This is a genomic window from Ktedonobacteraceae bacterium (genome assembly GCA_035653615.1).
Classification (GTDB): Bacteria; Chloroflexota; Ktedonobacteria; order Ktedonobacterales; family Ktedonobacteraceae; genus DASRBN01.
In genome coordinates, this window is the sequence record DASRBN010000002.1 from 17,870 (window position 1) to 33,441 (window position 15,572).

15 protein-coding genes are annotated in these 15,572 nt (G+C 55.0%); 6 read left to right on the forward strand and 9 right to left on the reverse strand.

Annotated elements, in window-relative coordinates; translation table 11 throughout:
- Positions 1 to 201: 201 nt before the first annotated feature.
- The gene (locus VFA09_01150) at positions 202 to 378 is read right to left on the reverse strand and encodes a hypothetical protein (GenBank protein ID HZU65856.1); all 177 of its coding nucleotides are present in this window, start codon (positions 376 to 378) and stop codon (positions 202 to 204) included.
- Positions 379 to 398: 20 nt separating this feature from the next.
- Here VFA09_01150 and VFA09_01155 point away from each other — a divergent pair, with 20 nt between their 5' ends.
- The 3 genes from VFA09_01155 to VFA09_01165 all read left to right on the forward strand — a co-directional run bounded on the left by VFA09_01155 (position 399) and on the right by VFA09_01165 (position 6,013).
- Entirely contained in the window at positions 399 to 710 is a 312-nt protein-coding gene (locus VFA09_01155) for a zinc-ribbon domain containing protein (GenBank protein HZU65857.1), read from the forward strand.
- Positions 711 to 1,197: 487 nt separating this feature from the next.
- A complete protein-coding gene (locus tag VFA09_01160) occupies positions 1,198 to 3,552 on the forward strand; it encodes a bifunctional (p)ppGpp synthetase/guanosine-3',5'-bis(diphosphate) 3'-pyrophosphohydrolase (protein HZU65858.1) in 2,355 nt (784 codons plus the stop codon).
- A 34-nt stretch (positions 3,553 to 3,586) separates the two neighbouring features.
- Positions 3,587 to 6,013, forward strand: coding sequence for a RelA/SpoT family protein (locus VFA09_01165; GenBank protein ID HZU65859.1), 2,427 nt, complete (start codon positions 3,587 to 3,589; stop codon positions 6,011 to 6,013).
- 41 nt (positions 6,014 to 6,054) lie between these two features.
- Here VFA09_01165 and VFA09_01170 read toward each other — a convergent pair whose 3' ends face one another.
- From VFA09_01170 to VFA09_01180, 3 genes are all read right to left on the reverse strand, one after another.
- Positions 6,055 to 7,272 (reverse strand): sigma-70 family RNA polymerase sigma factor, encoded by a 1,218-nt coding sequence (locus tag VFA09_01170; GenBank protein HZU65860.1) that lies wholly within the window; start codon positions 7,270 to 7,272, stop codon positions 6,055 to 6,057.
- 302 nt (positions 7,273 to 7,574) lie between these two features.
- Positions 7,575 to 8,297 carry a DedA family protein gene (locus VFA09_01175; protein ID HZU65861.1) on the reverse strand — a complete coding sequence of 241 codons (723 nt, stop codon included), beginning with the start codon at positions 8,295 to 8,297 and terminating at the stop codon, positions 7,575 to 7,577.
- Complete coding sequence (locus VFA09_01180) at positions 8,294 to 8,716, reverse strand: hypothetical protein (GenBank protein ID HZU65862.1); 423 nt, start codon at positions 8,714 to 8,716, stop codon at positions 8,294 to 8,296. Before VFA09_01180 ends, VFA09_01175 begins: the two co-directional genes overlap by 4 nt.
- Positions 8,717 to 8,819: 103 nt before the next feature.
- Here VFA09_01180 and dut point away from each other — a divergent pair, with 103 nt between their 5' ends.
- Complete coding sequence (gene dut, locus VFA09_01185) at positions 8,820 to 9,305, forward strand: dUTP diphosphatase (protein HZU65863.1); 486 nt, start codon at positions 8,820 to 8,822, stop codon at positions 9,303 to 9,305.
- Positions 9,305 to 9,652, forward strand: a complete 348-nt coding sequence (locus tag VFA09_01190) for a DnaJ domain-containing protein (GenBank protein HZU65864.1) — start codon at positions 9,305 to 9,307, stop codon at positions 9,650 to 9,652. The genes dut and VFA09_01190 overlap by 1 nt, the downstream gene beginning before the upstream one ends.
- A 3-nt stretch (positions 9,653 to 9,655) precedes the next feature.
- On the opposite strand, the gene VFA09_01195 is transcribed toward VFA09_01190, so the two are convergent.
- The 3 genes from VFA09_01195 to VFA09_01205 form a co-directional block, all read right to left on the reverse strand.
- Entirely contained in the window at positions 9,656 to 10,177 is a 522-nt protein-coding gene (locus VFA09_01195) for a gamma carbonic anhydrase family protein (GenBank protein HZU65865.1), read from the reverse strand.
- A gap of 4 nt (positions 10,178 to 10,181) precedes the next feature.
- Positions 10,182 to 11,096 (reverse strand): proline dehydrogenase family protein, encoded by a 915-nt coding sequence (locus VFA09_01200; GenBank protein ID HZU65866.1) that lies wholly within the window; start codon positions 11,094 to 11,096, stop codon positions 10,182 to 10,184.
- Between the two features lie 75 nt (positions 11,097 to 11,171).
- Entirely contained in the window at positions 11,172 to 11,429 is a 258-nt protein-coding gene (locus tag VFA09_01205) for a hypothetical protein (GenBank protein HZU65867.1), read from the reverse strand.
- Between the two features lie 470 nt (positions 11,430 to 11,899).
- Between VFA09_01205 and VFA09_01210 the strand changes: the two genes are divergently transcribed.
- Positions 11,900 to 12,730 carry a hypothetical protein gene (locus VFA09_01210; protein ID HZU65868.1) on the forward strand — a complete coding sequence of 277 codons (831 nt, stop codon included), beginning with the start codon at positions 11,900 to 11,902 and terminating at the stop codon, positions 12,728 to 12,730.
- 64 nt (positions 12,731 to 12,794) lie between these two features.
- Here the strand turns inward: VFA09_01210 and VFA09_01215 are convergent, their stop codons facing one another.
- Both VFA09_01215 and VFA09_01220 read right to left on the reverse strand, forming a co-directional pair.
- Positions 12,795 to 13,103: a hypothetical protein gene (locus VFA09_01215; protein HZU65869.1), complete on the reverse strand. Its 309-nt coding sequence runs from the start codon at positions 13,101 to 13,103 to the stop codon at positions 12,795 to 12,797.
- A gap of 128 nt (positions 13,104 to 13,231) precedes the next feature.
- Complete coding sequence (locus tag VFA09_01220) at positions 13,232 to 15,517, reverse strand: choice-of-anchor D domain-containing protein (GenBank protein HZU65870.1); 2,286 nt, start codon at positions 15,515 to 15,517, stop codon at positions 13,232 to 13,234.
- Positions 15,518 to 15,572 lie beyond the last annotated feature (55 nt).

Consider the following 15,572-nt stretch of genomic DNA (forward strand, 5'->3'; position numbering starts at 1 on the left):
AGAAAACAGGTATATAGTACAATTGTCTCATATGCGTCAAGCCGCCTGGGGTGACCCATAGTAGCTCCAGAGCGTATCCTTGCATTCACCCTGGTAGAGCCTTCAAGAGCGCTTCTCTAGAGGGCCAGGGAGCGAAATAACCATACGAATGCAGGCTTGCATGTAAAGAATACACATAAAAATTCCATAAAAATTCAGAATTTAACGAGAAATCTCTTGCAAACTGGCAATGAATCGTGTATGCTCTTTTGCGGTATCTATCCGATCTCGGTCTGGCATATAGTGATCTTCCAGCACATCCGGTCCCGCGCTGCTTGGGGTGACAGACAAACTGGTGACATCCGCCAGGATATGGACGACCCGGAGGAATACCAACATATCACTAAGGAGGTCCCTAGTTGAATTTCGTTGACAAAACCCTGAAGTGCCGTGAATGCGGAAATGATTTCGTTTTCACAGCGGGCGAACAAGAGTTTTACTCACAAAAAGGGTTGATGAACCAACCCGGTCGTTGTCCCTCATGCCGCGCGGCGCGCCGCAGCTCGTCTGGCAGCATGGGAGGCGGTCGCTCCGAGCGCGGCCCACGCGAAATGCACACGGTGATTTGCGCCGAGTGCGGCGTTGAGACGCAGGTTCCATTCTTGCCCAAGAATGATCGACCCGTGTATTGCAGCACCTGCTACGATAAAATTCGCGTCGCACGCAATTAGTAGCCTGCGAATTCATCGAGCTTGTGCGGCCAATATTTGTTGGGCCGGCCCGCATTCGACGTTTTGACCGGATGAGGGTTGTTCCAGGCTTGCCTGGAAGTAAAGCAAGAGACAAGGCCAGGGCAGCTTCGTGGCCTCGTCCCTTTTTTATTTTTGGCGCGGCTCATACGTCTATTCATGTAGAATAAAGCCGGCCAGGGATTTGTTGTAATTATCAGATACATTTACGCTATTATATCTATTCATTTGTATTATCATTAGTAGCGCCCTATATTGGTAAGTACCGGCCTCCAGGTGTTCGTAATGCTGCTGCTTCCCACTTGCATTGCATTACAAATTCCTCACATTACCGGCGGCCTGTTACATTATCTGCTAGCTGAACGTAAAATACTACAATAGCAAATACTTTACATGTTTATTGCAATGAACATAGCATTGTTCTAAACTATGTACGAGGAGCTTGTGGGAGACCCTCAGAGGGATGTATATGATGACCACGAACCCTGATGAATTCCTGGCGCTTCCGCAGATGACGCTTGAGCATCTGCTGGAGGAAACGCGCCAATACCTCTCTCCAGAAGAAATGGAGAGAATTCAGCGTGCCTACGAGGTCGCGAACCTGGCACATAGGGGTGTCGTGCGTCGTTCTGGCGATCCTTACATTCAACATCCACTCGAGGTTGCGCTCCTGCTGGCCGATATGCGCATCGATGCCGATGGCATCGTGGCCGCGCTGCTGCACGATGTCGTCGAGGATACAGATTTCACACTGGAGGAACTGCGCCAGCAATTTGGGGAGTCCGTTGCCAACATCGTGGACGGCGTCACAAAATTTGATGCGCTGGCAAGCAAACCCGCGCCCAGCACAAAGTTCGTGGCTCCTGATAACCAGGAGGGAACGGGCAGGAAGACCATCAGCGGCCCTCTGCCGGAGACGCCCGAGCAGGTGGAGCAAAGACAAAAGCAGGCGCGTGAGTTGAAACGGCGCCAGCGTTCTGAGACGGTACGCAAAATGCTGCTGGCAATGGCCGAGGATCCCCGCGTGGTGGTGCTGAAGCTGGCCGACCGCCTGCACAACATGCGCACATTGAGCGTCATGAACCCTGCCCAGCAACAGAATAAGGCCCGCGAGACGCGAGAAATCTACGCGCCCCTGGCGAGGCGGCTGGGGATGGCCTTAGTACAGGCAGAACTCGAAGACCTGGCTTTCAGCTACCTGGAGCCTGAGCGCTACGCGCAACTGGCGCGTGCCGTGGAAGCGGAGAGGCGCAAGCGCCAACCCTCAATCGATCAGATTTGCCAGGTATTGCGAGAGGAGATGGAGAAGGCCGACATTCACGCCGAGGTGCATGCCTGGCAAAAACACCTGTCCAGTATCGAGCGCAAACTGCAACAGAGTGGGGATGAATTGAGCCAGATTCATGACCTCGTCTCTTTCCGCATCCTTGTTGACTCCGTCCAGGATTGCTATCTTGCGCTGGGACTCATTCACGCCCTGTGGCGGCCAAAGGATGGGCGCATCAAAGATTTCATCGCCACTCCCAAGCTGAATGGCTACCAATCGCTGCACACGACGGTCTTCTGCCTGGACAACCAGCTGGCAGAGATCCAGATTCGCACGCATGAAATGCAGCGTATCGCGGACTATGGCATCGCGAGTTACTGGTATCTCAAGGACCGCGGTGGATCAAGGCTCTCAACCCATGAAATGATCGCCTGGATTGAGCAACTGCGCGAGTGGCAGCGTGGCCTGCCGCAGAACGCGGACGAGTTTGTGGAAGCAGTCAAGGGAGATATCTTCCAGGAGCAGATTTTCGTCTTTACCCCCAAGGGCGAGATCAAAGACCTGCCGCGCGGCTCGACTCCGCTCGACATGGCGTATCGCATTCACACTGATATTGGCGACCACTGCGCGGGCGCGCGCATCATTACCACTCAAGATGATGGCGGGCGCCTGGTGACACGCATCGTGCCGCTGGATTATGAACTCAAGGGCGGGGAGATCGTCGATATTATTACAGACGAGGCGGTGCATCCGACGCGCGAATGGCTCAACTTCGCGCGGACGGCCAGCGCGCGCACGAAAATTCGCCGGTACTTGAATACATACGAGCGAGAAGTTAACCTGCAACTGGGCCGCGAGCGTCTTGACCTGGCACTCAAGGCCGCTGGCGTATCCGGGCTGCGGGTCGTGCGCGACGAAGACCTGTCTCGCTTCAATACGAATAAGAAGTACACGACAGCCGATGACCTGTATGTGGCACTTGGGCGAGAGGACCTGCCAGTAGGGGCGGTGCTTGAGCATTTGACACCGCTCTTACAGGACCGGGGCGAGATGAAGCAGGAGACGGAGCCGGTTAAAAATGGGCACCATACCAACGGCAACAATGGGAACGGTGAAGTACCGCAGGCTGTTGTCAGGCTCGCCAACTGCTGCTGCCCGCTGCCCGGCGACGCGATTATCGGATTCCTCAATCCCAATAAAGGAATCATCGTCCATCGCAGCGACTGCCGGACGCTGCGCCGCCTGCGAGTGCAGGAGAGCGAGCGATTTGTTGAGATCAACTGGCTGCAGATCGAAGCCGGGCATTACCTGGCGCCGATCATCATTATCGCGCATGATCGCCCCGGCCTTTTACGCGATGTCGCGGCAGTTGTCTCTGACGCAGGTATCAACATGACCGCCGTTTCATCGACGACCAATGCCTCGCTGCAAAAGGCCGTCATCACGGCGACACTGGAGATAGAGAGCGTCGATCAGATCGAGCCGATCTTTGAACGATTGCAGCAGATTAAAAATGTGGTGAGTGTGGCGCGGAATTTTGCCCGCCGCGCTGCTTAGTAAAGTCAGCAACACGCATTTACTGGAAATGCTTATGATAGATATGTCTATAAAGAACCAGGCGAGGCCAAAAAAGGTCTCTAGCGAGCCAGCGGCTCAATTACTGAATACCGTACAGGAATATATGCCGGCTTCCGAAGTGGAACTGGTGCGCCACGCGCTTCAACTCGCGCGGGAGACCTGTGGCGATGCGCGCGGCGAACGCACGCTCCCGCCGTTCGAATACGCGCTGGCAGTGGCGACGATTCTCGCCGAGATACATATCGATGCCGTGGGTGTCGCTTCCGGCCTGGTATTTGAGGCCGTCGACGCCGATCTTCTTCCCCTCGAGCGTGTAGAAGTGGAACTCGGCGTCCCTGTAGCGCGCGTGGTAGGAAGCATGCTGCGTATGAATATCCTGGAGCGCACCAAGCAAACGGTGGCGCAGGTAGCCCAGTCACCAGCACAGGCGGAAAGCGAGAATACCCGCGAGCAAAAGAAGCAGCGCATCCGTGAGGCGCTGCGCCGCCAGCAAGCCGAAACGGTGCGCAAAATGTTCTTCGCCATGTCGGAAGACCCGCGCGTTGTTCTGCTCAAACTGGCCTACCGCCTGCATGTGATGCGCCTGATCTGCGCCCATCAATATCCCGCGGATCACCAGGAGATCATCTCCACGGCGCGAGAATCGCGTGAGATCTATGCTCCCCTGGCCGGTCGTTTAGGCATGTCGCGCGTGGAAAGCGAACTGGATGACCTGGCATTTCAGATTCTGGAGCCTGAGCAATACGTCTGGGTGCGTGACCAGGTAGAGGCCGAAAGCAAGCAGTGGCGCTCCTATGTAGACCGCGTCTGCACAATCCTGCGTGATGAAATGCAGAAGCTGGGTTTGAGAGCGGAAGTATCGGGGCGCGTGAAGCACCTGTATAGTTTCTATAAGAAGCTGCAACGTAACGCGGGCAACGTCGAACACTTCGAGGTCTTGAAAGCATCCGCCGATTTCAGCCAGATTCATGACCTGATTGCATTTCGTATTCTGGTGGAGACGACGCCCGATTGCTACATCGCGCTGGGTCACGTGCATAGTCTATGGCGGCCCAAAGAGGGGCGCATCAAAGATTTCATCGCCAACCCCAAGCCAAACGGCTACCAGGCGCTGCATACGACGGTCTTCTGCCTGGACGACCACCTGGTAGAGATTCAGATTCGCACTTTTGCCATGCATGAAATGGCCGAATACGGCGTGGCGATGCACTGGCATTACAAGGACGTGGGCGATAGAGCATCCAGTTCGGCGAAAGAACTGCTGGCCTGGTTGCGGCAATTGGCCGAATGGCAGCGCGAACTGCACTCGTCAACGGCGACCGATGCTGAATTCGTCGAGGCCGTCAAGGAAGAGATTTTCCAGGAGCAGATCTTTGTGTTCACACCGCGCGGCGAGGTCAAGGACCTGCCGGTTGGCTCGACGCCGGTCGATTTCGCCTATCGCGTTCACTCCGAGATTGGCGACCACTGTTCCGGGGCGCGCATTATCACGGAGAGCGGCAGCGGCGACGGCGAACGCCTCGTCACGCGCATGGTGCCGCTGGACTACGAGCTGCGCAGCGGCGAGATTGTGGACATCGTGACGAGCCGCACCGCACACCCCACGCGTGACTGGCTGAATTTCGCCCGCACCGCGGCAGCGCGCAGCAAGATACGGCGCTACCTGAAAATTCACGAGCGGGACATCAATATCCAGATCGGACGCGAGCGCCTGGACCGTGAATTGAAATCGCGCGGTATCCCACGCGGTATCGACGCGATCACCGAAGATGCGCAACTCTGGCTGGCCAAAGAGTACGGCAAGGAAACGCTCGAGGATGTGCTGGCGGCGCTGGGTAGCGACGAGATGCGGCCACATGGCATCGTCGTGAAACTGCAGGAGTTCTGGCAACAGCGCGAACCACGCGAAAGCAAAGAGCAGAAAGAAGAGGTGGAGCCGGTCGCGCTGCCTGCCGCATCTAAAGCGGCTCCCACCGCACGCTTGCAGGTCGCGGGCGTCAGTGGATTGCTGACCAGCCTGGCGAACTGCTGCTGCCCGCTGCCTGGGGATGAAATCGTTGGCTTCATCAGCCGGGGCAAGGGGGCAATTATTCACCGCGCCGACTGCAAGAATATCGAGCGCTATCGCGAACGCGACCGCGAGCGCCTGGTGAACGTGAACTGGACCAATATGGGCTACCAGCGCTATCTGGCCCCAATACTGATTACGGCCCGCGACCGTGCGGGACTGATACGCGACATCGCTACAGTGGTAACCGAGATCGGCGTGAATATAACCTCGGTCAGTTCAAACGTGAGCGCAGGCAAAGAGACCGCTCTTATCAACGCCACGCTCGAAGTGGACGGTTTGGATCAGATGTACCGCGTGTTCGCTAAATTGGAACGGGTCAGGGGAGTGATACACGTGGAGAGGGACCTGGGAAAAGGGAAGAAGAAATAAAAATCGGGGGCAATCCGGTTGCCCCCGATTTTTTTATAGTATTAGCCCTTCAACCGTTCCAGCACGGGCGGCTGGCGCAACTTCGCTAAAGCCCCGGCTTCGATCTGGCGCACGCGTTCGCGAGTGATGCCGAGTTCGCGTCCCACCTGCTCGAGGGGGTGGGCCTGGCTGTTGCCAAGACCAAAACGCAACTGCAAGACCAATCGCTCGCGGGGAGTGAGCACCGATTCGAGAACCCGCTGTACTTCATCCTTCAACGTCTGCGTCGTCGCGATCTCCTCTGGCGAGGCAGATTCGGTATCGGCCAGCACATCACCGAGTTCCTGCTCTTCGTCTTCGCCGACAGGCAATTCCAGGGAGACAGGGGCGCCAGGAGCGGACTGCAACTCGATCATACGAATGGGATCAAGCCCGGTAGCCTCGGCCAGTTCCTCTTCGGTGGGTTCGCGACCCAGTTCCTGTAACAGGCGCTGGCGTTCGCGGCGAATACGGTTCAATGCCGTATTGACGTAGACGGGGAGGCGAATCGTGCGACCCTTATCGGCAACGGCGCGGCTAATGGCCTGGCGAATCCACCAGGTGGCGTGCGTCGAGAAACGATGTCCACGCCGCCAATCATAGCGCTGTACGGCACGGATCAGGCCGATATTGCCTTCCTGGATCAGGTCGAGCAGCGTCAGGCCGCGGCCAACGTAGCGCTTGGCAATACTCACAACCAGGCGCAGGTTAGCCAGGATGAACTGCTTCATCGCCTCGCGGTCGCCCATCTCGATGCGCTGAGCGAGTTCGATTTCACGCTCATGCGTAATCATAGGCACGCGACCAATTTCGCGCAGGTAGGTCATCACCGCGTCGGACTCACCGGCATCAGCGGTATTGTCTGCATTCTCATCGGCATCTTCGGAGCGACGACGGCGCACGTTTGAGCGACGCGCGTGGTGGGTCTCCCCGGTTGCGATAGCCGGCAGAGCGAGAATGGAGGCATCCAGAACGGGTGAACCTTGTAATTGAGTCAGGTCTTCATGCATATCAGACATTTCTTCCAACTCAAGAGGTGCTGGCCCCATACTCGTAAGGTCCTCTTCCAGCTCGTTTTCGTCCTTGCCAGAATCCTCTACATCTTCATCAGTATATTCAAGATCTTTCGTCAGCAACCGGTCGACGATGTCGTCGTATTGCTTGTCCAGATCGGTACTCATTTGTTTTGTGTCATCCAGGGTAAGCGTTGCTCCGGTTGCGGCCCGCTCTATATCAATCATATTGCGCCCTCCTTGAACAGTAGCATCTTAAGCAGCAAGATAGCAGCAATTTCCGTCGCACTCAGGGAAAGCGATTCCTTTCTATGAACTAAGCTATGAGCCCGAATACCGAGTGGGAGGAAGTCAATGATACGCACTGTCTTTCTATTCTATAGAAACACAGAGAAGGCGGAAAATATTCCTTCGCCACTCCAATTATAACGCAAACGCTCCCTTTCTTCTAGTCCCTAAAGCACTCAATTTATCAGGTTCAACCGGTGAGACAAAACTTTCATCTACTTATATTTATATACGTTCTAGACTCACGAAAGTGGCAATTCGCCTGACCTTTGTGCGGGATTATCCGGCGGCATTGTTCCGGTTTTCTTGAACTGAACGATAGCCGGCTCTTTCATTGTGTCGAGCTTCTCCACTCTGCTACGGCGTGCCGTTCTAATCAGGTACAGCGTCAGAAATGTAGCAGCGAGCAGAGCCAGCGCAAATATCGAAAATGAACCTAATACATCGCCTACCGCTTCCCAGCTCGCACCAAAAGCATAACCGAGCGAAAGTGGGATCACTGCTGATAAGATCTCTCCTGAGATATCGCACGGTAGAAAATAACGATAGGGATAGGGATCAGCGCCCGCGATCAGGTTTACAACGCCTCCCAATGCCGGAAAGAGAAAGCGTGTGAGAAAGACCGCCCAGGCAGCCTGTTTCTTAAAGCGCGCGCGGCCTCGTTCAATGGCTCTGGGCGAGATAAAGCGGTTCCACTTCGATGTTTCTAGCCAGTCAATAACTTTCGTACCCCAGCGCCGTCCAATAAAATAGCCCGTACTGTCGCCGCAAACCGAGGCGCTGAGGGCAAGCACCGCCAGCAAAAAGATATTGAAATCGCCAGCCTGGGCGAATGCTCCTGCCGCGAGCAAGACGAGGGCGCTGGGAATAGGAAACCCGGCAGAAGCTATGAAAATCGCGAACCAGATAACGGGATAGCCATAGGCCAGCAGCCAGTTCAGCACGATGGGGAGAAATATGCTCATGGATTCTCCCTTCCAGGAGCACGAGGCGCGCCGTTCAACTGGCCGGTATGTATGGGCATTCCGGTCTGTGGGTTCTGCTTTCGATACGTCAGAATAGCCTTCTGGACTTCGTGGATGACATCATCCACAGGTTGATTAGCCCGATCCGCCAGGACACGCAGGGTCGCATGACGAACCTGTTGAGGATTCGTGATATGTAAGGATTGGTAAAGGTAATTTTCGGGAACATGATAGGTCAGCGCGATATAATGAATCGTCATCCAGGGGCGAATGGTGCTGACATCGCCTGACGTGGTAAGCTGGTGCTGTTGCCTGAACTGCTGAATTGCCTGTACGGTGGTGATAGCAGCAAAGATCGCAGCGCCCAACGCCACACATAAAAGCACGCCCAGAATGACGAACTTTACACGTGTGTTCATTGGAGACAGCTCCTTCATACCCTGCAAAAGTTTGCTCCCTCGACCTATCATGCTAAAAATGGTTCCACCAGTAGATACGATTGGGCGCCTTAAGGGTTTTCACTTGACGACATCCCAACTCTACCTTAGAATAACAGATATGGAAACATCCGCGCAACATCTGCTGGTAAATATCAAACGAATAGATACCAGTTTGCCCCTGCCAACGTATGCCACGGCAGGATCGGTCGGCTTTGACCTGCTCTGTCGCGAAGATACGGAGATTGAGCCGCGCACGATAGAACTGGTTCCTTGCAATGTGATCGTGCGCATTCCAGAGGGTTATATGCTGCTGCTTGCCCTTCGAAGCAGCACCCCACGTCGCAAGGGACTGCTCATCCCGAACGGTGTGGGCATCATCGACCAGGATTACTGCGGTGAGGGAGACGAGCTGAAGGCGCAGGTCTTCAATTTCCGCGAAGAGGCGGTCACAGTGAAACGCGGCGAGCGCATCGCTCAAGGTATTTTTGTTCCGATTACGCGTGCCGTCTGGAACGAAGTGAGCGAGATGGGCCAGGGCCGCGGTGGATTTGGAAGCACAGGTGCATAATGCCGGACTACTATAAAATTCTTGAAGTGCCCCCAACTGCATCGATGGAAGAGATCAAACGCTCCTACCATCGCCTCGCGCGTATGCATCATCCTGACCTGAACCGGCACGCGCTCGACATCCATATCAAACGCCTGAACCAGGCCTATGAAATCATCGGCAACCCGGCCAGGCGCGCCCAATACGACGCGCAGCGCAAGGAGATGCAACGACGTGCCGATGCCAGAGCCAATCTACATCGCCAGCAAAAGGAGCAGGCAAAAAAACAAGAGCCTGAAATGACCTGGATAGAGGGCATTTTCGGCTTCGTGAAAGAACTGCGCCGGAATCTGAAAGAGGATGTTTAAAGATCAGCCTGATTGTATCGCTTTCTTATGCTCTACTGCCCTCGCGCAATATCCGGCGGCGCTCGCGGGGATCTGATCCTTCTCCTCAACAGTGAGATTACGCGCTACTTTGGCGGGCACTCCCACCGCCAGTACGCCTTCTGGTATCGTCTTGCGCTCAGAAACCAGGGCACACGCGCCGATGATCGTGCGCGGGCCTACCTGGGCGTGCGAGAGGACAACGGCGTTCATGCCAACAAGTACATGGTCACCTATCGTCGCGCCATGCACGATAGCGCCGTGACCGATCGTACACTCATCCCCAATCGTCAGGGGCGCATCCTCATCGACGTGCAGCACGCAGTTATCCTGAATATTGGTGCGGCGTCCAATGACGATGGGCGCGCTATCTCCTCGCACGACCGCATTGTACCAGATGCTGGCCCCTTCGCGAATGGTGACATTGCCAATGATCATCGCGCCCGGGGCAATGAAGACGTTGCCCTCGATGGTGGGAGATATGCCCTTGTAGGGTAGAACTGTCATGCTTCTATTTCCGAATCATATTGCTCATCACAAATAACAGGTTAGCGGGCCGTTCCGCCATGCGCCGCATCAGGTAGGGATACCACTGCGAGCCATAGGGAACGTAGATGCGCATATTGTATCCCTGGGCAACCAGCTTTTCTTGCAGGTCGCGCCGGATGCCATAGAGCATCTGGAACTCGAAGGCCGACTTGCTGATGCCGTTGTCACGCGCAAACTTGCAGGTCGCATTGATGATAGCCTCGTCATGCGTGGCAATGGCCGGGTAATTGCCATGCTGGAGCAACATGGTCATTAGCCTGACATAATTGTGATCGACCTCGCTCTTGTTCTGGAATGCCACGGATTTCGGCTCTTTGTAGGCGCCCTTGACCAGGCGCACGCGCACTCCCTGGGCGATTAGCTGCTCGATATCCTTCTTGCTGCGATACAGGCAGGACTGTATGACCGTGCCTACATGCTCAAAGCGCTTGTGCATCCGTAGCGTAATATCCACCGTTCGCTCGGTATAGGCCGAACCCTCCATATCGATGCGCACGAAAATAGGAAACTGTTGCGCGTGTTCGAGGATGCGCGTCACATTTCGTTCGCATAACTCCTGCGAAACATCCAGTCCAAGCGCGGTGAGCTTGATGGAGATATTGGCATCGATACCTGACTGCTTGATGCAATCAAGAATATTAATGTAATCCTGCGCGGCGGATATCGCTTCCTTCTCGTCAGAGACATTTTCTCCCAGGTGGTCGAGCGAAACATGCATGCCGCGTTGATTAAGCACGCGTGTTGCCGCGACGGCATCGTCCAGCACCTCACCGGCCACGAACCGGCGCGAAACGCTGCGAGTGGCACGATTATGAATGACGAAGTTGCGTACCCTATTGTTCTGAGCCAGATACAGCAGTGTACCCTTGAGCATCATTGCCCCCCTTATTATGAAAGACTTAAACGGCAATCAGAGGAACCTTCTCTTGTTTATTCTAGCACAAAATAGACCTCAAGGGTCTTCATCGGCGAAAGGATCGGGTTTATAGCCTTCGGGTCCGATGCGGCTCCATAATCCGAGGCGCACCAGCTCGCTACGTGCCTCGAAGCCGAAGAGTTCGGGGTCCATTTCCCGGCCATGACGAATGACAAGCCCGCGCAACATCTCTATTTGTTCCGCTTTGCTCGCGGTATCGCTTTCAAACGGTATATGCTGGGCCAGGTGTTCGATGGCCTGCCGATTGTACCATTGTTCTTGAGTTTCTGCCATATGTCGTCTCGCTCGGCCTCTATTTCCTCATGCGTGCGCTACAACTATCTCCTGTTTGAATGGTAACATGCAGGCATTATCTTGTTCAAGATACTTTTGATGCGAGTCGTCAGATACGTTTTGAAACACGTTTATATTTAACGAGGCATAGCCAATTTTCCCTACGGCCTGGATGAATACTTGACCGGGGAATACGTGGATGTTACTGTGGTTTTTAATGTGACAGAGAAATATACAAAAAGGTAGCCTCCTTTTGAAACGAGGAGAGCATTTATGGGAGAGAAAAAGGATCAACCATTATGATCTGCCCGTCATGCAATAATTTTAGACCTTCCAATCAAGAATTATGCCCGCATTGCAACGCGCCTTCTCCGCTGGTTGGAGAGCCGGGGACTGTTTCCAGCGCTCAGTTTATGCCCGGGATGGAAAATACCAGTCCCTTCGCAAGCAGCGCTATAAGAGGCGGTATTATGGCCGCGCCAGCAGGGTCGGGGGCAGAAACGCACGATAATTCGCTCTGGGCACAGGTTATGGCTCCCCAGGCATTTCCTTCCATGTCTCCTACAAACGCAAACGAGTCACCTTCGTTGCTGCCTGTACCATATCAACCACAGCGGGCAGGGATGTTTCCCCAGTCGTTGATGACAATGCCTCCCGGACTGCCAGCTATTCATACGGGAGCCGATGGAGGCGCGCTTATTCCCGCGCCGCCCACTACCGAGCCGGTGGTACACATTCCACCCATGTATACCAAACCGCGCCCGATTATTCCGCGCTACCGCGCCATCAGCGGCCTGTTAAGCGTGTTGATTGTGTTTGGATTGCTCTGCGCGGGCGCGGGCTATTATGCCAAAGTGACGGGTAAGCTTGCGTTTGTACATTACATCATAGGTGACGCGCGCGCGAAGAATATGCCGCCATCTCCCGTCACCGAGCTACCCATCCCGTCCATGACGCTCCAACAAGGCCCGGCGTTCAATATCATTCCTTCGGCCACGACCGCCTCTAAAGTGGCGTTTGTCTCCAATACGGTTGTAGCCCTGAATCCCACGAATCAATTCAAGGTGAACCAGGCTATTTACCTGACATACAGCGTGCATCCTCGCTCGCCCGGTACCGTTACCCTGAAGTGGTACACCAATTCCACCTTCTTTAATTCTTTCGACAAACCCGTTACGAAAGCGCAAGAATCTACCGGGTACGCCGAAATACAATTCTCTCAACCGCTCGAGGGGAAAGTGGAAATTTACTGGAACAATGAGCTTGCGGTGACGCTCTTATTCGTGGTAGAGCCTGACTGATAAGAGTTAGCAAAAAACGCGCCGGGCCCATCTCCAGCTGGGGATGGACCCGGCGCGTTTTTTGCTAACTCCCACACTGCGTTTCCACGGTCACATCGCCGTAGACTTCGACCTGGCAAGAGAGGCGCATGTTGGGGTTCTTCTTCAGGTCCTTACGTAACCAGAATTTCTCCATAAAGGTGAGGGGATTGGTATTGGTCGCGGGAGAGACGGCTACGCGGTCCGTACCACACAGGCCATTGCCGTGGCAGTTGGCGAATTTCCACAGGCCGCAATAGACAGGCACATCGTTCTCCAGCGCCGGGTAGCGCACGTGATCGCCTTCGGGCACTTCCACCTGAATATTCTCACGCACAAAAGTAATGGTTGGCACGCTTACATCCTCCGAGTCACTATATTAGTTGAGTTCTTAACAGAGGCCTTCTAAATATGATGATCGGTACGTACATAGCCTCTGCCTATATATATAGGAGTGTAGCACAGGGGTACAAGAGCGTCAACTTAACTCGAAACGGTCAGTGTCACGGTAATATATTGCGGCTGGACGGGTGAGCCGGAGTCGGTATCGCTGACCTCGAGTGTGGTCGTATAGGTGCCGGGAGAGAGCTGGCTGCTGTTGCACGTTACATTGACCAGCGCCGCCTCGGAAGGTCCTAGTGAGCCTGAACTGTTATCTACAGAGAGCCAGGAGGCCTGTGATTGACCGGACTGCGCCAGCGCCCAGTTGAGGACGGCAGAGCCGGTATTGGTGATTACGAGCAGTTCGGTAGATTGGGTTATCTGGCTGTTCTGGTCGAAGCTCATACTGTTTACGGAAACACTGATCTGCGCCTGGTTGAGAATAGTGATGGTAACAGCGATCTGTGCGCTCGGTACTTGCGAGCCTTTATCGCTATCATAGACCGTGAGGACGGCGGAAATCGTTCCGGCTCCGGCCTGTGATACGTTGGGCTGGACGGTAATGGTGGTACTTTTCCCTGGATACAGCGTGGCATGCGTCGAGGCAAGAGGAATATACTTCGTGCCATTCGCATCCTCTGAGATTGCCCAGTCGAGCGGGGCTGTCCCGCTATCCGTAATTAAGAAGCTTTGCGGCGCTGGATTGGTGCCCATAATGGTGCTGAAATTCAGCGTGCCGGGACGGACATTGAGGCCGGGAACCGGGAGCGGACTGACGGTGAACGAAACGGCTACCTGCATCGATGGGCCGCCAGCATAGCTAAAGGTCAGCGTTCCCTGATACGTACCGGAGTTGAGGGCTGCCGCATTAGCATTTACCGTGATGTTTGCCGCGACATGCGCAACGAGATAGCCCTGCGAAGGAGTAACACTCAACCAGTTTCCGCCATTGGCTGTGGCCGCAACCGCCGTCCAGTTCAGAGGCTGTCCGCCGCTGTTCTGCACCACCAATCCCTGGCTCGCCGCCTGCTGGCCCGCCACGGCGGAGAATGCCAGGGAAGAGGATGAGACACCCAGGTTGCCGGGAGAAGCGACAACCAGCGTTACCATCACCTGTGGGTTAGCCCCACCCTTAAAATTAATCGTTCCCTGGTACGTTCCGGGTGCCATGCCATGCGATTGAACGCTTACAGTCACGACCTGGCTGGCATTTGCCTGCAAACTTCCTCGCGCCGGGCTGATCGAGAGCCAGGAGCCTTTATTTGCCGTGGTTACGCTTGAACTCCAGGCGAGGGCAGCGGTGCCTTTGTTCTGAATAGTCAGCGCCTGGCCGGCAGGATTCTGGGCGGCGCTGCCATAGAAAGATAACGAGGCAAGCGACACGGCCAGATTGACGGGAGATGCCTTGATTGCCATGGTGACCGTCAGGTCCGTCAACAGTGTATGGCTGCCCTGCTGGGCGAACGCGATATGGCCGGTATAGTTTCCAGCTGGCAATACACCGCAATTGACAGTAATAGGAAGTGATGTAGTGGTATTGCCTGTCAATTTTCCGCTGGCCGGTGTAACGCTGAGCCAGGATGAATCGCTGCTCGCCTGCCATATGATCGATTGTTCGCCGCTATTGGTCAGCACTATCGTTTTGTGATACACGCCCCCCGGTTCGGTTGTGCCCAGATCAATGTTAGCCGTCGATAATTGCAGGCGCGCGGGCGCGAGTACTGTGGGGCGGGTAGCATGCGATTTCCCATTCAACAGGAGAAACGCAAGCAGACTGGTCGCCAATAAAAAGAGGATACAGGCGGCTATTAACAGCACGGGTATGGCATGCGAGCGGAACTGTGATTTCCGCCGCGCTGCCGGGCGATACGCGGATGGTTGTTGATAGCGAGCTGCTACTTTTTGCGGCTGCTCTGGGCCGCGGGGAGCCGGAGCGGACGATGGTACAGGTGAGCCGCGTTGGGTCTCTGGCAGTGGTGAAGGAGACAGGGAAGCCACCAGTTTTACTGTTTTCTTCACCTGGCGCTGTTGAGAGTGAGCAGGCAGTCCTGGCGGAGTAATGGGATCATCTTCCTCTCGCGCGGGCAATACATTTTCCGCGGATTCCTGGAAGGTCAAAGGTTGTGGAACATCAGGTTCGGGATGCACAGCAACCATGAAGCTGGATAGGTAGGGTTGATCTTCGGGGTGCAGGCCGGAATAATGTCCCGCGCCATGCGGAGAAGCCGGTGGCTGGGATGAGTCAGACAATTGTAGCGTCGGGCGAGGGTGAGTTCTGGCCTTTCGCCTCACATAAGTAACCTGGACGAAGTTGTGCCCACAGGTACCACAAATCTGGGCATCGGCTCGCAACAGTTTATGACAGCCTGGACAGCGTTTCGTCTCCATTTCCCCTCCCAGGAGATGTAATAATCAAGACGCCAGGAATGCAACCCAACTATGG